The following is a 22407-nucleotide window of genomic DNA, read 5'->3' on the forward strand; positions in this document are numbered from 1 at the left end:
AGCTATTGATGTAGTAAAGAATAGGAGGAAACAAAATGAAAAGAGGATTTAGACATTATTTAGGCGCAGATGAGCGTGAGGCAGGCTATAATTTGTCTTGGGGATCGATTTTTGCAGGGGTTGTCACATTTATCGCACTATTTATGACATTGTCGTTGATTGGTTCTGCAATTGGTTTTGGTATGGTTGAACCAACATCAAATAATCCATTAGATGGCGTAGGCACAGGTTTGATTATTTGGACAATCGTGACATTCGTGTTGGCATTGTTTGGGGCTGGTTTTGTCTCAGGTGTCTCAGCAAGACGTATTGGGTTGGTCCATGGGTTCTTAACATGGGCAACAAGTATGATCGTGATGGTTGTGATGTTATCCTACCTAACAGTTGGCGCCTTTTCATTGGTTGGTTCACTGCTTGGAAACATTGGTTCAGCAGTTGGCAGCACTGTAGAAAATGTGGCTGGCGGTACAGCTGATGTTGCGTCAAAAGCCTTTGATGAAATCACTGGGAACATGGGTGATATCAATACTGATGAGTTGCAAGCCAATATCAATGATGTTTTAGAAGATACTGATGTGGCTGAATTGCAACCTGATTATTTACAAAATCAGTTGTCAGATGCGACAGATGAGATCACGGAAGCTGGGAAGGAAATCGCGACGAACCCAGAAAATGCCGATCAAATCATCGATGATTTAGGCAGCAAGTTACAAGATCGTGCAGCAACGATCGGTGATTCAGTTGATGAGGAAGCCATCTCAAATGCAGTTGCACAAAATACTGAGCTAAGCCAACAAGAAGCAGATGAAGCCACACAAAATATCGTGAACGGTTTACAAACTGCATCAGACGAAGCACAGAAACAAATCGAAACTGCACAACAGAATCTTGAACAAGCAAAACAAGACATCGATCAAGCCATTGAAGATGCGCGGCAAGCAGCTGATGAAGCAAGTGATACCACAGCCAAAGCATCGATTTGGGGCTTTGTTGCCATGGTCTTAGGTTTAGCCTTAACCTCACTTGGCGGCATGGTTGGTGCCAACTTGGTGAAAACAGCAGAGCATGAAAATCGGATCTAATACAGCTTACCAAAGCTGGACAAATGAGCAAAAGCATCACCACATTCGTGGTGATGCTTTTTTCATGATTGATCCAACCTTCGTTTGATCGGCAATAATAACACAACTGTCGTACCTTCATTCAAACGAGAATGAACTGTCAAACCAAAAGTGGGACCGTACAATAATTTGATCCGCTGGTCGATATTGGCTAGTCCGATACCAGAATAATGGTCAAAGCTCTGATTTTTTTGTTGGGTATCTGCTTCAACAAAGCCGACGCCATTGTCAATGATTTCAATTTTCAACCCCTCTTTGGTGATGCGGGAGAAGATTTGAATATAGCCAGTATCTGCAGCTGGAAAGGCATGCAGATACGCATTTTCGATGATTGGCTGTAAAATCATTTTTGGTACCAAGATATCTTCCGCACCTTCATCGGAAAAAATAGACGATTGGATCCGGTCGCCATAACGCACATTCATCAAAATAAAGTATTCTTCAACGATCGCCAGTTCATCTTTTAAAGGGACGATTTCTTTTCGATTGAACGTGTGGCGCAGCAATTGCACAAAGCTGTCGATTGCTTGCGTGGCTTTCTCTTGTTCATTTTGCCAAATCAAAAATTTGATGGCCGTCAACGTATTATAGACAAAATGCGGCTGAATCTGCATTTGTAAGGAACGAATCTCAAATTTGTGCTTTTCTGCTTCAGTGACCATCAGATGGTCGACATAAGATTCGAGGTCTTCCAGCATCAAGTTATATGCGCGGCCCAATTCACGGGTTTCATAGGTACCTGCCAAGGATACTTTTTCACTAAAATCTCCTTGCGTCACTGCAGGGATTTTATCGATCAATTGATAGATGGGTTTGGTGATTTTGCGAATGATCCAGAAAGCAAATAAGCTGAATAGCAAAATACTCATCAACGAAATCAAGATTGCTGGTTGGATCAAATGCATGTTACGGACCAAATGAGTTTCATCTAAAACATCATATAAAGTGAACTGATAAGAGTAAAGCGGCAATTGATTGACGCTGACTGCTGCTTTTTCTGCCACCAAAGATTGATCAAAAGCGCCGCCAAGATACTGTTTTTCTGACGTGGAAAGAATCTCGTTGTCACTGTTGACGATATAGATCGAATGAAGACTGGTATCAAGCAACTGTTGATAAATCGATGCAAAATCGACTTCTTTCAGAAATATCAGGGCATAACCAAAGACCGTATCATTCTTGATCAATTTTCTGACATACATGAGGCCTGGATAATCCGCAGTGGAGGTACTTAGGCCTTGTTCTAAAAAATAATACTGGCTGATCGCTGGGTTGTCGTTGATGGTTTGGGCAAAACTGCTTGCCAAAAATGCATCGACGGATTGATTGCGGACAGCATCATTTTGGAAAAAGGTGCGGCCATTGACCCCAATCAAAACCAAATTGGAGGGAATATCTTGAAAAAGTGATCGGGTATCTTGCAATTGATCGTTCAATTCCAAAATCGTTCGTCCTTGATTTAAATCCCCTTTTAAATAGCTTTCCACTGCCTTGCTTTCATCAACAATGTCGAAAATCCGGTTGATATTGTCATTTAATCGCTCGTAATCTTCTTGGATTTTATCCAATAGCAGTGCATTGGAGCTTTGATAAGAATCGACATAGGCAGCCTTTGAGCGGCTGTAAATGACGAAGACTGTCAATAAGCAGACACTGATCACCCCAACCACTACAAATAGAAAAATACGGCTGAATAGTTCATTTTTTTTGATCCATTGCCGCCATTTCATAACTGATTCATCCTGCGATATTTAGAAGGGGTCATTTGAAACTCTTTCTTAAAGATTCTAGAGAAGTAGCTGATGTCAGAATAGCCAACCGCTTCGCTGATCTCAGATAAATTAAAGTCTGATTGAACCAGTAATTCTTTTGCTTTATCGAGACGGATATTTTTTAGGTAATCAGAGAAACTCATTTTTAATTTAGCCGACAAAAAAGCCGATAAGTAGGTATAACTAAAATGAAATGTGTCTGCCAACTCGGAAAGAGACAAACTTTTTGTATAATTGTCTTGAATAAATCGTTGGATCGCCACCAAAAGGTCATCTTCATCTAATGGGGACAATGGCGTCAGTTGCTGACGAATCTCTTCGATCGTGGTGAGGAGCAGATCAGAGAAATCTTCTAGATAACGGACAGTGGCCACTTCCCGCAAAAAAGTATTTTTGATGCGACTAAAGGTGGCTTCATTTGGAAATTCTTCTTCTAGGCGGGACAATAAAGTATAGAAAATACTGCCAGCTTGTTGTTTCAAAAAAACAGGATCCACATTTGATAAAATCATTTCATTGAAGTATTCCTCAATCCGGGTGATACCCAGCAAAAAGTTATTATCCAGCAACGCCCGTAAGAATTTTTTGGTATCAAAGCGTTCACTTGCAATGTAAGGAAATAATTCTGTCTCCAAAACCAACCGTTGGCGTTTATAAAAGAAGTGCTGTCCGCGGCTTTTTTCTTTTAATCGTAAGAAAACCGGTCGCAATTGATCAATGGTGTGAAAGGGGGTGCTCAAAGAAAAAAACGCTTCCGATTCAGTATAGGTCAATTTTGCGATACACCCTCTTAACTGCACCAAAAAATCATGGTTCTCGGGAAAACCAATCAAAAGGCCCGCATCATGATTGCTCGTGCGAAAAGGCAACGCCTGCAAAGAACGATCTGATTCAGTGAATTCTTTAAGGGCGTGAAAAAGCTGCTGATTGGCATGAAAGTAACTCAAGTTGGTATAAAGCAAACAATAGTTGTGTGTGTCATGCGGTCTTGTAAAATAGGCATCCAACGTATCCAGATCTTCTTCGTAGCCTGCTAAATAACGATTCAATGCTTCTTGTATAGGTGCTTGTTCAGAGACAGATCCTTGCTGGTGGGTGATTTTACTTGAAATCTTGTCTAAGGTTGCCAGTAATGAAGCTGGCGTTAAAGTCGGTTTAAGCAAATAATCAAGTGCGCCATTTTTGAAAGACTGACTGACATAATGAAAGTCATCATAGCTGCTCAAGACCAAGAAATGTACCTCCGGATATTGTTGCTGAATGATCGTCGTTAACTGGATGCCGTCTATTTGCGGCATTTTTAAATCGGTGATCACGATATTTGGTTGTAGTTCCTTGATTTTGGTTAAAGCCTCTTGCCCATTTGCAGCTTCCCCTAATAAGCGAAAACCCGCTTGTTCCCAACGGATCATATGTTTCAATCCATCACGAATCGTTGCCTCATCATCCACCAACAAGACAGTATGTAAAGTAGCCATAGTATCCCCCCTATTTCTCTATTTTAATATAAACGCTTTCAAAAAAGATAGCCATTGGTAAATTTTTTCTTTTTTTGGACAATTTTAGTAAGCTCTTTCAAGGATATTGAATACGGTTACAGATTCGATGTATAGTGAGAATGTAAAAAAGAAGGAAAGAGGGATAGAAATGAAAAAATTGATGACATCTATTGTAACAGCAGCAGCGCTTTTGACATTAGCAGCATGCGGCGGTGGTGAATCTGGTGCTGGAGATGGGGGCGGTTCTTCTGATAAAGTGACTGTTTGGGCTTGGGATGAAACATTCAATATCAAAGCAGTCAATGAAGCCAAAAAAGTGTATGAGAACCAAGATGTGGATGTTGAAGTGGTAACGATGTCCCAAGATGATATCGTTCAAAAATTGAATACCAGCTTGGCTTCGGGCAATACGGATGGTTTACCAAATATTGTCTTGATCGAAGATTATCGCATCCAAGGGTATCTATCCTCGTATCCAGATGCCTTTAGTGATTTGACCGATATCGTCAATGAGGATGATTTCTCTAGTTATAAATTTGCGGTCAACAAAGTGGATGATGTCATCTATGGTGTGCCTTTTGATAGTGGGGTAGCAGGCTTGTTCTACCGGACAGATTATTTGGCAGATGCGGGATATGAAGCAGCTGACTTAGAAGATATCACTTGGGATGATTTCATCCAAATCGCGAAAGAGGTCAAAGATAAAACAGGACACCCAATGATGTCCTTAGACCCAAGCGATTTAGGTCTGGCGCGCATCATTATGCAATCAGCAGGTGAATGGTATACCGGTGAAGATGGCACTACAGTAACCATCAAGGACAATGAATCATTTAAAGCAGGGTTGAATGTTTTGGCAACATTATTGAATGAAGGTTTAGTAGAACAAGTTTCTGACTGGGATGGCGGCGTGAATGCAGTGCAATCAGGCAATGTCGCATCAGCACCAACCGGCGCTTGGTATTCAAGCACGATCCAAGGTGCTGAAGACCAAAGCGGCAACTGGGCGATTGCACCGATTCCATCGATTGCCGGCAACAGCAATTCAGTCAATGCGTCAAGTATCGGCGGCGCTGGCTGGTATGTGATCAAAGGTGTTGACGGTGAAGACAATGCCAAAGACTTCTTATCGAATACATTTGCAACCAACAAAGAATTGATGGGAACATTGGCGACAGAAATCGGGTTGGTATCAACAATGAATGCAGCTGAGGAAACCGAAGAATATACATCAGGCCTAGATTTCTATGGTGGACAAAAAGTCTTCCAAGATTTCTCACAATGGTCGCAAGAAATTCCACCAGTCAACTATGGAAACCATACCTATGCCATTGAATCCGTATTGACAGAAAGCTTGCAACGGGTCATTAATGGTGAAGATATCGATAAAGTTTTAGCGGATGCACAAACACAAGTCGAAGCACAGATTGCAAACTAATCGAACAACTTTGCAGAAACTCGTGAGGAATCGCGAGTTTCTGTGTTAAGGAGGATATACAATGAAAAACAAATCAAAAAATTGGTTTGCCAATGGCAATGCATTTATCACATTACCGGTTATTTTGATCACAGCATTGGTCTTTATTCCAATGATCTCAGCTTTATTTACATCGTTCCAATCTGGTCCGCCAACAGCGATGACCTTTAATGGCCTAGGGAATTATCAACGCATGTTGAGTGATTCGACCTTTAAAAAAGCCTTTGGGAATACTTTCCTATACTTATTGATCCAAGTCCCGATCATGCTCTTTTTGGCATTGGTCGTGTCGAACATATTGAACGACAAAAAACTAAAATTCAAAGGCTTATTTAGAACAGCCTTATTCTTGCCTTGTATTACGTCGCTGGTCTCATATTCATTGATCATGAAAAGCCTCTTCTCAGCCAATGGGTTGGTCAACAATTTCTTGACCCAAGTCAATGTGATCGATGCCCCGATCCAATGGTTGACCGATCCTTTTTGGGCCAAAGTGCTGATCATTTTTGCGATCACTTGGCGCTGGACCGGCTACAATATGATCTTCTTCATTTCTGGCATGCAAAATATTGAACCAAGTATTTATGAAGCCGCAGAAATCGACGGTGCCACCAAATGGGATCAATTTTTCAAAATCACGATCCCAAATTTACGGCCAATCATTTTGTTCACGACCATTACCTCGACGATTGGTACATTACAATTATTTGACGAAGTCCAAAATATCACAGGCGGTGGTCCTGCAAACGCGACGACTACTTTGTCTCAGTATATTTACAACTTGAGCTATAAGTTTACGCCAAACTTCGGCTATGCTGCTGCGGTTTCCTTTGTCATCGTGATTGCGATTGTCATCTTGTCGATCATTCAAACAAAAATAGGAGGGAAAGAAAATTGAAAACTGTATCGCTGACACTTAAATATCTTTTTTTAGCCATTTTGGCCTTTATCTCGATCTTTCCTTTTGTCTGGATGATTCTAGGCATGACCAACCAAACCTTTGATATCGTTGCCGGAAAAATCATGATCGGTGATCAATTGGTGATCAACTTTCAAAATCTATTTGCCTCAGATCTGAACTTTACCCGAGCACTTGGAAACTCAGCTTTCATCGCGGTGATCACCACCGTCTTTGCACTGTTGTTTTCATCAATGGCCGGCTATGGCTTTGAAATCTATCGCACCAAGACCAAAGACCGTATTTTCAATATTTTGTTGTTGTCGATGATGGTGCCCTTTGCGGCATTGATGATTCCTTTGTACCGGATGTTTAGTCAATTGAGTGGCACACCGATCGGTATCAACACGTTTGCTGTCGTGATTTTGCCGTCTGTCTGTACCGCTTTCTTGATTTTCTTTTTCCGGCAAAACATCAAAGCATTCCCCAAAGAATTAGTGGAAGCTGCTAGAATCGATGGCTTGAATGAACTGAGTATTTTCTTTAGAGTGTACATGCCGACAGCCAAAAATACCTATGCGGCAGCAGCGATCATTACATTTATGAATAGTTGGAACAATTATTTGTGGCCATTGGTGGCTTTACAATCACCGGACAAACGAACTGTGCCATTGGTGCTTTCGGCAATGGGGGCTTCTTATACACCAGACTACGGGATGATGATGTGCGGGATCGTGATTGCGACATTACCGACAGCGATTATTTTCTTTGTCTTGCAAAAACAATTCGTCCAAGGAATGCTTGGTTCTGTGAAATAAACACCTATCAACCAATTAAAGAGGGAAAACAATGATTACATTTGATCAAACAAACAAGATTTTTCATTTAAGCAATGGGCAGATCAGCTATGTGATGCAAATCGAAGAAGGTGGAAATCTAGCCCATATCTATTTTGGCAAGCATGTAGAAACCTATTCAGGCGGATATCGCTATCCTCGTTTGGATCGTTCATTTTCGCCAAATCCGCCAGGCAGTACGGATCGATTTTTGTCACTGGACACCTTAATGATGGAATTTCCAGGCAATGGCTTTGGTGATTTTCGCGAGGCAGCCTATGATATTCGCCATGAAGACGGCAGTCATGTCACGCATTTTGTCTATCATGACCATCAAATCATGCAAGGCAAGCCTGCACTTACGGGTCTGCCTCAAACCCATGGCGAGGCAGCGGCTATCGAAACATTGTGTCTATCACTGATGGATGAAACAGCCCAATTAGAGTTGAAATTGTTTTACTCGCTATTTGACGATACAGCAGCCATTGTTCGCTCAAGTCAGTTGATCAACCATCATGAACAAAACGTGCGGATCGAACAATTCGCTAGCCAATCCATCGATTTTCCGAATCGTCCCTTAGACCTGATCCATTTGCAGGGGGCATGGGCCCGCGAACGGCAAATCACCCGCGAACCGATCCATATTGGAACCAAACGTTTAGACAGCAAACGCGGGTCCAGCAGCCATCAGCAAAATCCTTTCAGTATCATAGCTGATCCGCAGACCAATGAATCCCAAGGGGAATGTTATGGTTTTAGTCTGTTATACAGCGGAAGTCATGAAACGATCATCGAACGCGATCCATATGCGCAAACGAGAGTCATTATGGGTATCAACAGCTATCATTTTGCATGGCAGCTGGGTACAGGGGAAACCTTTCAAGCCCCGGAAGTCGTGATGGCGTATAGTGATCAAGGTCTGAATCAACTCTCTCATGTCTATCACACATTTTATGACGCCCATTTGATTCGTGGTGCCTTCAAAAGTCGCGAACGCCCGGTCTTGATCAACAATTGGGAAGCAACCTATTTTGATTTCAATGAAGAGAAACTGGACGCTTTAGCGGATGAAGCCAAAGCTTTGGGCATCGAACTATTTGTGTTAGATGACGGGTGGTTTGGCAAGCGGGAAAATGATGGCACATCTCTTGGCGATTGGTTTGAAAACGAAGGCAAAATTGCTTCAGGACTTGCCAATTTTGCGAAAAAAATCAAAGAAAAAGGGCTGCAATTTGGCTTATGGGTAGAACCAGAGATGGTCTCCGGCGATAGTGCATTATTCCGCTCGCATCCTGAGTGGCGCTTGGCAGTACCAAATCGCCAACCAGCAGTCAGCCGAAGTCAATATGTGTTAGACTTTTCACGTCAAGATGTTCGAGACCATATCTATCACCAACTGCAAGTCTTGTTCGATCGTGTCCCCATCGATTACATCAAATGGGATATGAATCGCAATATGTCTGATGTTTATTCCTTGCTGCTCGATCCAGCACAGCAAGGGGAAGTCGCGCATCGCTATATGTTAGGGTTGTATGACTTTCTAGAAAAATTGACGACAGCTTATCCGCATATTTTATTTGAGGGCTGTTCTGGCGGCGGGGGGCGTTTTGACCCAGGATTCCTGTATTACATGCCGCAGATATGGACCAGTGACAACACGGATGCCATCGCACGTCTCAAGATCCAATATGGCACAAGTTTGGTCTATCCACCTTCTACCATGGGCTCTCACGTCTCAGCGATTCCAAATCACCAGACCCATCGCAAAACCGATCTATCGATCAGAGGACATGTGGCGATGTCAGGACTATTGGGTTATGAACTTGACCTGACACAATTGACAACTGCAGAAAAAGCGGCGATCAAAGAACAAATCAGTTTGTATCAAAGACATCGCCAACTGCTGCAATTTGGCACCTTTGTACGTTTGCTTAGTCCTTTTGAAGGCAATGATACGGCATGGATGTATATCGCCAAAGATCGTTCAGAAGCGCTTGTCTTTTATTTTCGTGTACTGACAGAAGCCTCAGCGCCGCTGGTCACATTAAAATTACAAGGATTAGATCCTCAAAAGCGTTATGATTCGGCGTATGGTGTGATCGGCGGTGATGAATTGATGCAGATGGGTATTTATATCGATCCGCACCTAGCAGGGGATTATGTGTCGCAGATGTATCATTTTAAGGCAAGTGAATAAAGGATTGGCTAAAAGTAAATAGTTTTTTTTATCACCCGAAATAAGGACTGAAAGATAGAGATCTTTTGAGTCCTTATTTTTGATTTGTATTGGCTAAAGAAAATCTCATAAAGCCATCATCAAGAGATCATTTTTTTCCTTTTTTTCACAAAATAAGGTATGATAGAAACGTCAAAAACAGGTTGTAAGTTGAACAATAAGGAGGCGGTCACATGGACGGTCATACATTGGCTGGTGAACCAGTGACAGAAGAAGCATTGTTGGCAGGTGGCTATCGCAAGTACCATGGAGAAGACATCGATGTCTATTATAATAAGGAAATTTGCATCCACAGCGGCAACTGTGTACGGGGCAATCCAGCGGTTTTTGAAGTTGGACGCAGACCTTGGATCATACCAGATAACGGAGAAGCCCCACAAGTGGCACAAGTGATCCATACGTGTCCTAGTGGTGCCTTAAAATTTATCAAAAAGGAGCAATCATGATGGAAATCGTAGAAGAAAAAAATCGCTTTGCCTTGAGAGATGGCGACAAAGAAATTGGTGAAATGACTTGGTCAGATGCAGGGACTGAACGAATGATCATCGATCATACATTTGTTGATCCCGCATACCGGGGGCAAGGATTGGCAGAAAAATTAGTGGCAAAAGGCGTCGAAAAAGCCCGTCATGATGGCAAAAAGATCATTCCATTGTGTCCTTTTGCGAAGAAAGAGTTTGAACAAAAAGCTGAATATGCGGATGTATGGAATAAATAAACGACCCATGCCCAACATATTCAGTTCATCGATCATTACCGATTGCATCGGTTGAAAGACGCTGTCAACAATCGTTTCGCGGTCGATGATCGATGGTTCATCAAATGAAAAATCACGCTTCGATAGAAAACGAAGCGTGATTTTTTAGTGCTGAAATTGCGCGTGGTACAAGCGATAATAGTAGCCTTGCAGCGCAAGTAATTCCTCATGTGTCCCTTGTTCGACGATTTGACCAGCATCCATGACCAAAATTTTGTCAGCCGCACGGATCGTAGACAGGCGGTGGGCAATCACAAAACTGGTTTTGCCTTGCATCATCTGTAAGAAAGCATCTTGGATTTTTTTCTCCGTTAATGTGTCGACAGAACTAGTGGCTTCATCCAAAATCAACATGGGGGGATTAGAGATCATCGTTCGTGCAATCGTCAATAATTGCCGTTGTCCATCTGAGATTTTGATTCCTTGATGGCCAATCGGCGTATCCAGCTTATCCGGCAAGCGCATGACATATTCATACATATACGCACTTTTCAAGGCATGGTAGATATCTTCGTCCGTCGCCTCAGCATTGCCGTATTGCAAGTTTTCTCGCAATGAAGCATCAAACAACCAAGTATCTTGCAATACCATCCCAAAACTTTGACGCAAGTCTTCCCGCTTCAGTTGTCGGATATCGACACCATCGATCCGAATCGCGCCTTTGTCAACGTCATAAAAGCGCATCAGTAAATTGACCAACGTTGATTTTCCAGCCCCTGTTTTCCCAACGATCGCCACTGTTTCACCTGGTTGTGCGGTAAAGGTAAACCCTTCGATCAATTTTTGGTCTGGGTCATAGGCAAAAGCAACATCTTCAAAATCGATTTTGCCTTCGATCACATCTAATGAAAGGGAATCCTGGTCGTCCGCAGACTCTGGTTTTTGATCCAGCAAATCAAAGGTCCGAGCCAATCCAGCCAATGCTGTTTGGATTTGTGTTGTGATCCCGGATAGTTCGATAAATGGTTTAGAAAACTGGGTGGAATAAATCGTGAAACTAGAGATGACCCCAATCGTGACCGATCCCGTACCAGTGAAAAACAACAATCCTCCGACAAAGCCAACAGACAAGTAAGCCAAGTGGTCGACAAAACGTGAAAGGGGGTTGGTCAATGAAGAAGAAAATTGTGCTTTTTGGCCCCGCACATTCAAGTCTTGATTGATCGTTTCAAATTGCGTTTGATTGATTGCTTCACGGTCAAAAGCTTTGACGATTTTTTGGTTTCCGATCATTTCCGTCACAAAGCCCGAGATGTCACCAACGATCTCTTGTTGGCGCGCGAAATGGGCTTGCGATGTTTTCGTCACGATCCAGTTCACGAAGAAAATGATAGGGGTCGATACCAAGACCACCAAAGTAAGGGGCACACTCATTTGGAACATCACCACCAAGGCGATCAGAACCACTGAAATACCAGAAAAAAGTTGGTTGAAGACCGCTGACACAGCAATCGAGATATTGTCCATATCATTGGTAAAACGACTAACGATATTTCCGTGAGAATGTTGATCATAATAGCGTAGCGGCAATGTATTCAAATGCGCAAATCCTTGTTTGCGTAAATCAGCAACAGAAAGATAAGCCACCCGGTTGCCCAACCGTTGGATCAACCATTGACTGACCACAGTGACCAGCATTACCCCGCCAAATAGCAAGAGAATGCGGTAGAGCATGCTAAAGTGAACTTGATCGGCGCCAATCAGTTGATCGACACCCTGACCAATCAAATATGTCATATATACACTTGACACACCACTGGCAATGCCGAGAAGCACAGCAGTCCAAGTTTCTTTATGGTACGCACCTAAGTATGGGAGGTAGCGGCCAAAAGCGGACCAATCGATCGATTTCTTTTTCATTCGTCTTCCTCCTCTGCTTGTGATGCCACGATTTCTTGATATTCTTTTGATTTAGCCAATAATTCCTCATGGGTGCCTTTGCCAACGAGTTTTCCTTGGTCTAAAACAAGGATTTGTTGCGCATCTTGAATCGAGCGGACCCGTTGGGAAATGATGATGACAGTCCCACGCAAGTTTTCTTTCAGCGCCATGCGCAAATCAAGATCCGTTTGGTAATCCAAGGCACTCAAAGAGTCATCAAGGATCAAAATATCGGGACGGGCGATCAATGCACGGGCAATCGTCAGCCGTTGTTTTTGCCCACCTGAGAAATTCTTGCCCCCTTCAAAAATCGGGGTATCTAACTGTTGTGGCAAAGCTTCAACAAAGTCGCGGCTTTGGGCGATGTCTAACGCCCGCCAACATTCTTCATCTGTTGCGTTCGTTTTGCCCCATTGCAAGTTTTCCCGAATCGTGCCGGTAAATAAGACTGCAGTTTGCGGCACCATGGCAATTTTTTGCCGTAATTGCTGCAATGGCCATTTTCGCACATCTTGGCCATCAACAATGACTTTTCCAGCCGCTACATCATAAAAGCGGGGAATCAATTGTGTCAAAGCGGATTTGCCGCTACCTGTTGGACCGGTGATGCCTAATGTCGAACCAGGTGCAACTTGAAAGTCGATATCCTGTAAAGCCAAACCATAGTCTGCTGAGAAACGAAAATCAACATGTTCGAACCGAATGGCCCCCGCATTGTTTTTGGGCTGATCCAAAAAGACTTCAGAAAGTTGATCATCGATAGAAGGTTCCGCGTCTAATACTTCATTGATCCGCGAAGCAGAAGCCGAGGCGCGGGTAAAGATGATCACTAAGTTAGAGACAACGATCAAGGCCAGCAGCATTTGGTTCATGTAATTGACCAATGCCAAGACTTGTCCTTGTTGCAGATTGCCGACATTGACTTTGAAACCGCCGATATAAAACAAGCCAACGATCGCAATATTCATAATCAGCGTCGTTGCTGGTGTCAAAAGGGCAGACAAGTTGGTGACACGTAAATAGATATCCCCAAGTTCATCTGTCGCTTCATCAAAACGCTTGGTCTCCGTTTTCGTCCGCGCAAAAGCCCGGATCACCCGAATCCCACTTAAATTTTGACTAACCAGTTCATTGAGTTGATCCAAATGAATTTGGACTTTTTTATATAAAGGCACTGTTTTAGCAATGATCCAAAACAAAACAATACAAAATAAAGGCAACACCAATAGGAAAATCAGACCTGCTTGCCAATCAATGACAAACGCCATGATCACGGAACCAATACTCAAGAAAGGCGCCCGAACCACCAAACGAATCAACATTGCCAAAGCAACCTGCATTTGGTTGATATCATTCGTCATCCTAGTGATCAAAGTATCGGTACCGAACAAATTCAATTCGCTATGTGACAATGCATTGATTTTGGCCATCAGCCGATTCCGCAGCTCCGTACCGAAACCTTGTGAAGCTACAGAAGCATAGTATTGGCAAATCACTGCACAGACCATACCAATCACCGACATCGCAATCATCCAAAGGGTCATTTCAACGACTTTAGACCAATTGTTCTGACGCAAGCCCTCATCAACGAGCGCGGCCATCTGTAATGGCAAAACCAGCTCAAAGACAGCTTCTAAAAACTTGAAAAATGGACCAAGAATGATTTGCTTGCGATAATCCTTGGCAAAACGTAATAAACCTAGCATAAAAGCCTCCTATATATGTGTTTTAAAAATAAGTGCGCAGAGATGACGCGATAGTTAAAACTTATTCTCATACATCCTCCTCTTCGTTAGTGCTATCTTACCATAGTCAAAACGCCGCGAAAACAAGCCTTCAAAAAGCAACCGCTTCAGTTAAGTTTTTATTTAACATTTAACGGATGCTTGTCTTGTCTGGAGAAAAAAAGTGGCATAGTTACCTCACCAGCGCTTGACAGCGGGTGAGAAAAGCGGCTTGCCCATTTCCTAAGGGCAGAATGGCCAGTGGCAATTGAAACCGATACCCTTGCTTGGCATAGGCAAAATGGAACGTGGCTGTTGCAACATACTGCTTGAGTTGGATTGCTTCTAGTTCAGCCAAAGGAATCGTTTGGGTATACAGTACTTTTGTGGAAAAGAGGTTCAGTGATAAAATCTGTAAGTGGGAATCATCTAATACGAGCAAACAGCGGCTTGCTGGCGCGTTGAAAGACTGCCAGTTGCCATAGGCCATGACAGAACCATCGGTGATATAGGGATCAGCCAAGTGCTGTAATCCCTTTTTCGTCAAAATAAACATGCTGCAAATCTCCTTTTACCTCATCATCGAGCAATAGAAAATCAACGTAGCTCCAGCAGCATCTAAGCGCCAAACCTTCTATTGCATATCAATGTATCTTGATGATAGCAAGAAATACCAGAAGCACCAAATGAAAAAACTGCAAGAATCGGCTTTTTCAGATGATTGTTGACTGAATGACACATTTTTGTTTATCATTTTTGTCAAAAAAAGGAGCGATTCAAATAATAAATGCCGTTATTTATTACAGTTGTTTCAAAAGACACTGTTAAAATGATAAAACTTCTTAAAAAAATAGGCGTATATCAAAAATTCTGGTACAATCGGGGAGAGCAATTGAGGAGAAATGAAGGAGGCATTATGGATAGAAAGACGAAATACAGCCGAAAACGAGCATCTAAAAAGAGAAACAAGCGACGAATCATTGTGGGGGTCCTACTTGTTGCGTTAGCAGGAGTCTTTTTATTTGCGGGCTATACTTATTATGCTGCTAAAAATTCTGTAGATAAAATGTTCAAAGAATCTGCAGTGATCACGTCCAATAAAGATAGTGAAGACAATAGCTTAAAAGCATCAGACGTTGATGGCAAATTCGGTATCTTACTGATGGGGGTCGACAATGACGCAGAACGTGAGAAAACAGAACACTTAGATAGTACGCGGGCGGACAGTTTGATCTACATGGTCTATGATGGTGAAAACAAGAAAATCGATATGGTCAGTCTTCCCCGTGACATTTGGACCAACATTTATGACGGGACTGGAAATGGCACGATCGTCAGCACCGCCAAAATCAACAGCGCATTTGCGATTGGTGAAGAAGACGCCACCATTGAAACGGTGCAAAACTATCTGCAATTACCGATCAATTATTACGTCAATATCAATTTTACCAGTTTTGAGAAAATCATCGATGCCATTGGCGGTGTAACTGTAGATGTACCGTATGATATCAATAAAAAATATACATCAGACAATACAGGAGAAACATTGATCCCTAAAGGGCGTCAGTTGCTGAATGGAGAACAGGCATTGATTTTTGCCAGAATTCGTAAAATGGATACCGACGTTGATCGCGGCAATCGTCAGCAAGAAGTGATCGAAGCCGCCATCAGTCAAGCCTTGAAAATCAATAATGTCACCAAATACCAACAAATCCTTGATTCAGTCAGTGAAGATGTCAACACCAACTTCAAATTTGAAGATTTGGTTTCATTGGCCGGCAATATGCTTTCAGGGTTCGACATCGAAAAGCATACCTATGAATGGTATGATGGCACATCATATGATGGTCAATCGGTCGTCTATATCCAAGACTATTCCTATACAGCAGTCCGTAACGATATGCTGAGGGCTTTAGGCCAATTGTCGGATACAGAGACAACATCAGAAACAGGTACCGATACGGGTGATGGCACAGGAACCACGGATACAGGTACAGAGTATAACTATTAGACAATCAGAACCTCAACAGGCAAAATCCTGTTGGGGCTTTTTGTTGCCTTAGATTACAGCAAGAGCGCAATAGTACCGCTATTGGTTTGGTGGTGGTATGCTTGAATCAAAGGATGAGAAAAAACGCTGAGAGGAAGTTCTCTTATGGAAGAGCAGCAGACGCAACAAGCCCGCAGTATCGTGCTATTGACCCATTTACTAGGTTTTGCGATCAAACTGATTGGCTTTTTGTTCAGCGGCAGTGCCGTACTGATGAATGAAAGTATCCATAGTATCATTGATTGTCTCAATCAAGGCTTGCTGGTGATCGGTGAAAAACGCGCCCAACGCGGTCGCAGTGCGCTTCACCAATTCGGCGAAGGACGTGCAACGTATTTTTTCAGCACTGTGGTGGCGATGACGGCTTTTTTTGGCGGCGGCCTACTTGCAGTGATCGAAGCTGGCCGTGATTTGTTCGATCCTAGTCATGAAGTAGAACATATCCAGTTTGTTGTGGCCATTTTATTTGTCAGTTTGTATATAGAAGTGACCGCCGTACAAAGCGGGTATCGAGAAATCAAAAACGAAAACACCCGCGGGTTGTCGTTGCTGCACTTCTTGAAAGACAGCCGTGATGCGGATCTATTGCTGGGTTTTACCGAAAATATTTTTGCCTTAGCCAGTGTCGGGATTGCGCTGGCAGGGATCTTGTTGACGGCGATGACAGGCAATGCGCTTTTCGATTCCCTAGGTGGCATACTGGGTGGATGCTTACTATTGTTGGCTGCCGTATTTTTGGCGAAAGAATTTTACAGTTTATTGATGGGGGAGAGCGCCTCGCAGCAAGATCTAGCCAAAATCAACAGGTGTTTCGCACGATCTGAGGTCGTGACAATCAATGACCTTCGGACTTTGCATTTAAGTCCCGATGAATTATTGATCGTGGCGGATATCGTGATCGAACGACAAGCATCTGAGAAATCCCATGAATTGATAGATGAAATCGAATCAGCCATTCATAGAGCAATGCCGCAACTGAAAATCTATTGTTATATTGAAACGCAAGAGTTGTGAAGAAAACATAGCGTAAGTTTATCGTTGCTCCTTAAAGAAAATGCCTACACGCGCCTGTACGAGAGGGGCGTTTTTTTGTGCGGGGATAAAATAAAAAAGAACAAAGCAAAAATAAGCCACTTTTTTATAACTGAAAATGTTATACTATCAACGTGCATTTAAATCAAGACATTGTCTTGGACTGGTTCGAAAACTTCCCAGGCTAAAAAACTAAGTATCTCTCAAAGATTGGAGGTTGGAAATAAATGCGAAAAGTGATTATTGATTGTGATCCGGGTATCGATGATACATTGGCGTTGATGCTGGCAATCAAAGCGCCAGAGCTCGATGTGGTGGCTATCACCACTGTGTGCGGCAATGCACCGGTAGACATCGGGACAAAGAACGTCATCAAATGTTTGGAACGCTTGGATCGTTTGGATATCCCGATTTATCAAGGCGCAAAGCAGCCCTTGAAACAGCCATTTATCAGTGCGCAAGATACCCATGGCATGGATGGCTTAGGCGAAACCAATATCCAAATATCCAGCGATAAAACCATTGAAGCCCAAGATGCGGCCAGCTTTTTGGCGCAAACCTTTGCCCAAGCCGCACCGATATCCGTGATTGCCTTAGGTCCTTTGACCAATATGGCTTTAGCGTTGCAATTGAATCCCAAAATGGGACAACACATGGCCCGCTTTGTGTCCATGGGAGGCACCTATAAAAGTCATGGCAACTGCTCGCCAGTAGCTGAGTATAATTATTGGTGTGATCCCGATGCGGCTGCCCTTGTGTTTGAAAAAATAGGCAAGCGCATTGAGATGGTCGGACTGGATGTGACGAGGGAAATCGTTTTTACCCCTACGTTGATCGAGTATTGTTGCCAGGTTGATCCTGATACGGGCGGCTTTCTGAGGGACATCACCCGATTTTATGTCGATTTCCATTGGCAGCAAGAACGAATTCTCGGCTGTGTGATCAATGATCCATTGGCAATCGCCTACTTTATCGATGATACCCTATGCCACGGTTTCACCAGCTATACAGCTGTTGAAACGAAAGGGATCAGTCGTGGGCAGACATTGGTGGATCGCTATGATTTTTGGCAAAAAACAGCCAATAGCAAAATATTGACTGACGTCGATTCTCGTCAGTTTTTCAAGAAGTTTTTGACCGTTCTCTTAAATGCACAAAAAGAAACGATCGAAGCAGATCTAGAAAAACTTCAGATGGGATGATCAATCATGAAACAAAACAAGCACAACACACTATTCAATGTTAGAATACTGACTTTGATGGCACTATCGATAGCAATCAACTTCTTAGGGGGAACTATCGCCTTATGGTTAAGATTGCCCATTTATTTGGATAGCATCGGCACGATTTTTGCTGGTGCTTTAGGCGGCCCAATCATCGGCCTGCTGACTGGATTAAGCAGTGGTGTCCTTAGTGGGGTCACGACGGATATTTTCTCTCTATACTATTCGCCAGTTCAAATCGTGACCGGGATAATGGCTGGCCTTTTACTAAAAGGAAAAATCATCAAAAAAGGTTCTTGGAAATTGCCTGGACTGGCCTTGCTTATGTCGGTGCCTGGCACCTTGGTGTCCTCTTTTATCACCGTCCGTTTATTCGGCGGTATCACCTCTTCCGGTTCCAGCATGATCGTCCAAGTGCTTCATGGGTTAGGCTTCAATCAAACGATTGCAGTGATTTTGGTCCAAGTGGGCACGGATTATTTGGATCGCTTGTTGTCAGTAGCCGTCGTTGCAGCTGTCGTGTTGTTGTTGCCAAAACGCAGTGCATTCTTTACCCGCGTATAAAAGTGATAGCAGCGTATTCTTGATTGGATACGTTGCTTTTTGTACTGAAAGTTGAATAAATGAAGTAAAAAATAAGTAACCATTTTATGCAAATAGGGCAAATAAACCAATATTTATTGCTGTTTTTTTTCTGGTATAATAAAGGTAGATGGATGAATCATTCGTTAGAAAAGAAAAACCGACATTGTTGTAACCTTTTAAATTACAAGATGCTTGATAAGATAAGAAATTACGAGACATGGCCGATAGGATAGGATTGTATATGGGTTAAAATGATTGCGCTTTCTTTTTGTCTGTATGGAAAATGATCGATTCCTAACATCTGTTTTTTTACTTGGTTTGTGAAGCAAAATTATTTACCTAACCCTTGATCCATGATAAGTTAAGGATAGGGTATGTGTTTTTTTCACAAGCGTTCTGATTCGATTATAGAGGTACAATGAATGGTGGTTCCCTTTGTAGATGACGATGTCCGTATGACCGTTATGACTCCAAGCACAAGTCTGTTACTTATCTTGAAGCCATTTTTTGTCATGCCAAAAACGTGATCTGTAAGAAAATATCGGGCTGTAAACAGCCAGTGATCGGTGCCAAAAAGCCATACCAAAAATAAAAGGAGGAATTTTATGGACAATTTTTACCAGCAGACGACTGAAGAGACCTTGCAGCACTTTGATAGTGACCGCAAACAAGGCCTGGACGCACAAAGCGCCAGCCAACGATTAGAAAAATATGGAGAAAACACGATCCAGCAACAAGAATCCCATAGTGTGTGGGATTTGCTGTGGGACAACGTAAACAATTTGATTGTTTATTTATTGCTTGCAGCCGCGTTACTCTCTTTTGCGATGGGGGAAACCATTGAAGGGGTTGCCGTACTGATCGCCGTTGTGATTGCCGTGATGACGGGTTTTATCACTGAATTACGGGCACAAAAGTCGATCGATTCCTTGCAAGACATGATTTACACTACCGCAAAAGTGATTCGTGATGGAGAAGTGACCGAGATTGAATCGGCACAGATCGTCCCAGGAGATATCTTAGTATTAGAAGAAGGCGATGCGATCGCCGCCGATGCCCGTCTTTTGGAAAGCAGCAACTTTGCTTCAATCGAATCAGCCTTAACAGGTGAGTCAGAAGCTGTTGAGAAAGATGCCAATGCAGCGTATGACGAAGAAATGCCTTTAGGTGACCGCCGAAACGTAGTCTATGCTGGAACTGCTGCAACCCGCGGCAATGCCTATGCCGTGGTTACTGAAACAGCGATGGAGACGGAAGTCGGCAAAATCAGCGATATGTTGACCGGCGACAAGAAACGCCGGACACCGTTAGACATTGAATTAGATAAATTAGGCAAAGCCATTATTATTGCCGCACTTTTTGCTGCCATAGCAGTCTTGATCGCAGGTTTATTAACGGATCAACCTTTTGTGGAAATGATCCATATTTCGATTATTTTAGCGGTTGCTGCTATTCCAGAAGCCATGCCAGCTGTGTCCACGATCACCTTGTCTAGAGGCATGCGGATCATGGCCGAGCACAAAGCGTTAGTCAAATCATTGTCCGCCGTAGAAACGCTAGGGGCGACGAGTATCATTGCCAGCGATAAAACGGGTACGTTGACAGAAAATCAAATGACAGTTGCTGAAATTATTTTAAGTGATGGCTCAGCCTATACGGTTTCAGGAAATGGCTATGAACCCAATGGCAAGTTCTACGATGCCGATGACAATGAAATCAATGTCAAAGAGCAGCAAGCCTTGCATGAGATGATCCGCAATGGTGCATTATGTACGACGGCTTCATTACGCGAAAATGAGGGGCAATTTGAGATCCTTGGTGACCCAACGGACGGTGCCTTTGTTGTTTTAGGCAAAAAAGAAGGGCTTGATCGTCAAACTGCAGAAGCGCAAGGGTTGCAAAAAGTTGCAGAAATGCCGTTTGATTCAGACAATAAATTTATGGTGACCGTCTATGAAGGCAACACGCGGACGCTGATCATCAAAGGTGCGCCAGATGTTTTGATCGATTTAGCCAATACGGATGCCAAAACGACTGAGGCGTTGGCAGCATACAACAGTACTTTAGCAAGTCACGGCCAGCGCGTGATCGCAGTTGGTCAAATCAATGATTACCAAGGCGGCACCGAAGAAGCCGATTTGCGTGAAGCCTTGCATGATATCGAGATCCAAGGGTTTGCCGGCATCGTCGATCCACCGCGGACGGATGTCAAGGAAGCCGTAAAAGTGGCACAAGAAGCGGGGATCCGTGTCAAAATGATCACCGGTGACCACCCGCAAACGGCGTCGATGATCGCCAAAGAAATTGGCTTGAAAGACCATGACAAAACAATGACGGGCAAAGAAATCGATGATTTGTTCCAAGAACCAGATTTTAATGCACGGATCGAGGAAGTAGCTGTTTTTGCCCGTGTCTCACCAGAAAACAAACTACAATTAGTCGAGGCATTGAGAGCCGAAGGCGACATCGTTTCGATGACAGGAGATGGGGTCAATGATGCACCAGCCTTAAATGGCGCAGACATCGGGATTGCGATGGGGATTCGTGGTACAGAAGTTGCCAAGGAATCTTCTGATATGATCTTAACAGATGATCGTTTTGGCACGATCGTAGATGCCATCAAAGAAGGACGGATCATTTTTGATAATATCAAGAAGTATGTCTCCTTCTTGTTCTCATGTAATATGGTGGAGATCGTTACGATTTTCTTGAGTGTGATTTTCTTGATGCCGATTCCGATCCAACCGCTGCATATCTTGTTCTTGAACTTGGTGATCGATATCGCACCAGCGATGGCATTAGCCTTTGAGCCGGCTGAAGACGACATCATGAAGCGACAACCACGTTCAAAGGCAGATAGTTTGGTCAATAAGCGTTTCTTAGGCCGTATCATACTCAGTGGTGTCGTGATTGGTTTGGTGGCTTTTGGTTTCTTTAGCTACTTGATGTACACCAACCATGAATTGCAATATGCCCAAACAGCAACGTTCACTTTTATGGCGATTGCCCAGTTGATGCATATCTTCAATGTGCGTAAAAGCAGTGGCTTTGGCTTAGACAAGTCATTTGTCAAAAACAAAGTCTTAGTCGGTGCGATGCTTTTATCTGTTGGGTTGCAATTAGCGGCAGTCTACGTGCCCTTTATGAATGAAATCTTAGGTACCGTACCGATCCAAGCCGGTACGTGGGGGATCCTCTTCATCGCTGCCGCGATTTCCACGCTAGTGGTCATGGGATTGAAAAAAACCTTTCAATTAAAATAAGCAGGCACCTGTTGGCAACAGTCAGTGACAGGGACAAACCGACCGCGCAACGC

Annotated in this window: 16 protein-coding genes, 1 pseudogene and 1 riboswitch; of the genes and pseudogenes, 12 read left to right on the forward strand and 5 right to left on the reverse strand. The window is 43.2% G+C overall.

Features of this window, described 5'->3' with window-relative positions:
- Window positions 1-35: 35 nt before the first annotated feature.
- Window positions 36-1082 carry a hypothetical protein gene (locus tag IGI41_RS04120; RefSeq protein ID WP_430611485.1) on the forward strand — a complete coding sequence of 349 codons (1047 nt, stop codon included), beginning with the start codon at window positions 36-38 and terminating at the stop codon, window positions 1080-1082.
- A 62-nt stretch (window positions 1083-1144) separates the two neighbouring features.
- Here IGI41_RS04120 and IGI41_RS04125 read toward each other — a convergent pair whose 3' ends face one another.
- Window positions 1145-2851: a sensor histidine kinase gene (locus tag IGI41_RS04125; protein WP_430611487.1), complete on the reverse strand. Its 1707-nt coding sequence runs from the start codon at window positions 2849-2851 to the stop codon at window positions 1145-1147.
- On the reverse strand, window positions 2848-4371 hold the full coding sequence (locus IGI41_RS04130) for a response regulator transcription factor (RefSeq protein ID WP_430611489.1): 1524 nt from the start codon (window positions 4369-4371) through the stop codon (window positions 2848-2850). Before IGI41_RS04130 ends, IGI41_RS04125 begins: the two co-directional genes overlap by 4 nt.
- Window positions 4372-4540: 169 nt before the next feature.
- Here IGI41_RS04130 and IGI41_RS04135 point away from each other — a divergent pair, with 169 nt between their 5' ends.
- From IGI41_RS04135 to IGI41_RS04160, 6 genes and pseudogenes are all read left to right on the forward strand, one after another.
- On the forward strand, window positions 4541-5830 hold the full coding sequence (locus IGI41_RS04135) for an ABC transporter substrate-binding protein (protein ID WP_430611491.1): 1290 nt from the start codon (window positions 4541-4543) through the stop codon (window positions 5828-5830).
- Window positions 5831-5891: 61 nt separating this feature from the next.
- Window positions 5892-6767 (forward strand): carbohydrate ABC transporter permease, encoded by an 876-nt coding sequence (locus IGI41_RS04140; protein WP_430611493.1) that lies wholly within the window; start codon window positions 5892-5894, stop codon window positions 6765-6767.
- 11 nt (window positions 6768-6778) lie between these two features.
- A pseudogene (locus IGI41_RS04145) lies at window positions 6779-7585 on the forward strand (carbohydrate ABC transporter permease); the annotation flags it as partial.
- 31 nt (window positions 7586-7616) lie between these two features.
- Window positions 7617-9800 (forward strand): alpha-galactosidase, encoded by a 2184-nt coding sequence (locus tag IGI41_RS04150; RefSeq protein ID WP_430611495.1) that lies wholly within the window; start codon window positions 7617-7619, stop codon window positions 9798-9800.
- Window positions 9801-10012: 212 nt separating this feature from the next.
- Window positions 10013-10285 (forward strand): (4Fe-4S)-binding protein, encoded by a 273-nt coding sequence (locus tag IGI41_RS04155; RefSeq protein WP_430611497.1) that lies wholly within the window; start codon window positions 10013-10015, stop codon window positions 10283-10285.
- Window positions 10285-10557: a GNAT family N-acetyltransferase gene (locus IGI41_RS04160; RefSeq protein WP_430611499.1), complete on the forward strand. Its 273-nt coding sequence runs from the start codon at window positions 10285-10287 to the stop codon at window positions 10555-10557. Before IGI41_RS04155 ends, IGI41_RS04160 begins: the two co-directional genes overlap by 1 nt.
- 144 nt (window positions 10558-10701) lie before the next feature.
- On the opposite strand, the gene IGI41_RS04165 is transcribed toward IGI41_RS04160, so the two are convergent.
- The 3 genes from IGI41_RS04165 to IGI41_RS04175 all read right to left on the reverse strand — a co-directional run bounded on the left by IGI41_RS04165 (window position 10702) and on the right by IGI41_RS04175 (window position 14757).
- The gene (locus IGI41_RS04165) at window positions 10702-12456 is read right to left on the reverse strand and encodes an ABC transporter ATP-binding protein (RefSeq protein ID WP_430611501.1); all 1755 of its coding nucleotides are present in this window, start codon (window positions 12454-12456) and stop codon (window positions 10702-10704) included.
- Window positions 12453-14183: an ABC transporter ATP-binding protein gene (locus IGI41_RS04170; protein ID WP_430611503.1), complete on the reverse strand. Its 1731-nt coding sequence runs from the start codon at window positions 14181-14183 to the stop codon at window positions 12453-12455. The genes IGI41_RS04165 and IGI41_RS04170 overlap by 4 nt, the downstream gene beginning before the upstream one ends.
- A 211-nt stretch (window positions 14184-14394) precedes the next feature.
- On the reverse strand, window positions 14395-14757 hold the full coding sequence (locus IGI41_RS04175; RefSeq protein WP_430611505.1) for a hypothetical protein: 363 nt from the start codon (window positions 14755-14757) through the stop codon (window positions 14395-14397).
- Between the two features lie 360 nt (window positions 14758-15117).
- Between IGI41_RS04175 and IGI41_RS04180 the strand changes: the two genes are divergently transcribed.
- From IGI41_RS04180 to IGI41_RS04200, 5 genes are all read left to right on the forward strand, one after another.
- A complete protein-coding gene (locus tag IGI41_RS04180) occupies window positions 15118-16212 on the forward strand; it encodes an LCP family protein (RefSeq protein WP_430611507.1) in 1095 nt (364 codons plus the stop codon).
- 144 nt (window positions 16213-16356) lie between these two features.
- Window positions 16357-17265, forward strand: a complete 909-nt coding sequence (locus IGI41_RS04185) for a cation diffusion facilitator family transporter (RefSeq protein WP_430611509.1) — start codon at window positions 16357-16359, stop codon at window positions 17263-17265.
- Between the two features lie 175 nt (window positions 17266-17440).
- A riboswitch (PreQ1 riboswitch) is annotated at window positions 17441-17485 on the forward strand.
- Window positions 17486-17510: 25 nt separating this feature from the next.
- Complete coding sequence (locus IGI41_RS04190; RefSeq protein WP_430611511.1) at window positions 17511-18485, forward strand: nucleoside hydrolase; 975 nt, start codon at window positions 17511-17513, stop codon at window positions 18483-18485.
- 6 nt (window positions 18486-18491) lie between these two features.
- Window positions 18492-19070 carry an ECF transporter S component gene (locus IGI41_RS04195; RefSeq protein ID WP_430611513.1) on the forward strand — a complete coding sequence of 193 codons (579 nt, stop codon included), beginning with the start codon at window positions 18492-18494 and terminating at the stop codon, window positions 19068-19070.
- Window positions 19071-19696: 626 nt separating this feature from the next.
- A complete protein-coding gene (locus tag IGI41_RS04200) occupies window positions 19697-22354 on the forward strand; it encodes a cation-translocating P-type ATPase (protein ID WP_430611516.1) in 2658 nt (885 codons plus the stop codon).
- Window positions 22355-22407: the final 53 nt, after the last annotated feature.

Source organism: Enterococcus sp. DIV0876 (assembly GCF_050529585.1).
In the GTDB taxonomy this organism is placed as follows: domain Bacteria; phylum Bacillota; class Bacilli; order Lactobacillales; family Enterococcaceae; genus Enterococcus_D.

What these genes read in the sequence shown, in the direction of transcription:
- IGI41_RS04120 (WP_430611485.1), top strand. Translation starts at nt 36, where the DNA reads ATGAAAAGAGGATTTAGACATTATTTAGGCGCAGATGAGCGTGAGGCA.
- IGI41_RS04125 (WP_430611487.1), bottom strand. Translation starts at nt 2,851, where the DNA reads ATGAAATGGCGGCAATGGATCAAAAAAAATGAACTATTCAGCCGTATT.
- IGI41_RS04130 (WP_430611489.1), bottom strand. Translation starts at nt 4,371, where the DNA reads ATGGCTACTTTACATACTGTCTTGTTGGTGGATGATGAGGCAACGATT.
- IGI41_RS04135 (WP_430611491.1), top strand. Translation starts at nt 4,541, where the DNA reads ATGAAAAAATTGATGACATCTATTGTAACAGCAGCAGCGCTTTTGACA.
- IGI41_RS04140 (WP_430611493.1), top strand. Translation starts at nt 5,892, where the DNA reads ATGAAAAACAAATCAAAAAATTGGTTTGCCAATGGCAATGCATTTATC.
- IGI41_RS04150 (WP_430611495.1), top strand. Translation starts at nt 7,617, where the DNA reads ATGATTACATTTGATCAAACAAACAAGATTTTTCATTTAAGCAATGGG.
- IGI41_RS04155 (WP_430611497.1), top strand. Translation starts at nt 10,013, where the DNA reads ATGGACGGTCATACATTGGCTGGTGAACCAGTGACAGAAGAAGCATTG.
- IGI41_RS04160 (WP_430611499.1), top strand. Translation starts at nt 10,285, where the DNA reads ATGGAAATCGTAGAAGAAAAAAATCGCTTTGCCTTGAGAGATGGCGAC.
- IGI41_RS04165 (WP_430611501.1), bottom strand. Translation starts at nt 12,456, where the DNA reads ATGAAAAAGAAATCGATCGATTGGTCCGCTTTTGGCCGCTACCTCCCA.
- IGI41_RS04170 (WP_430611503.1), bottom strand. Translation starts at nt 14,183, where the DNA reads ATGCTAGGTTTATTACGTTTTGCCAAGGATTATCGCAAGCAAATCATT.
- IGI41_RS04175 (WP_430611505.1), bottom strand. Translation starts at nt 14,757, where the DNA reads ATGTTTATTTTGACGAAAAAGGGATTACAGCACTTGGCTGATCCCTAT.
- IGI41_RS04180 (WP_430611507.1), top strand. Translation starts at nt 15,118, where the DNA reads ATGGATAGAAAGACGAAATACAGCCGAAAACGAGCATCTAAAAAGAGA.
- IGI41_RS04185 (WP_430611509.1), top strand. Translation starts at nt 16,357, where the DNA reads ATGGAAGAGCAGCAGACGCAACAAGCCCGCAGTATCGTGCTATTGACC.
- IGI41_RS04190 (WP_430611511.1), top strand. Translation starts at nt 17,511, where the DNA reads ATGCGAAAAGTGATTATTGATTGTGATCCGGGTATCGATGATACATTG.
- IGI41_RS04195 (WP_430611513.1), top strand. Translation starts at nt 18,492, where the DNA reads ATGAAACAAAACAAGCACAACACACTATTCAATGTTAGAATACTGACT.
- IGI41_RS04200 (WP_430611516.1), top strand. Translation starts at nt 19,697, where the DNA reads ATGGACAATTTTTACCAGCAGACGACTGAAGAGACCTTGCAGCACTTT.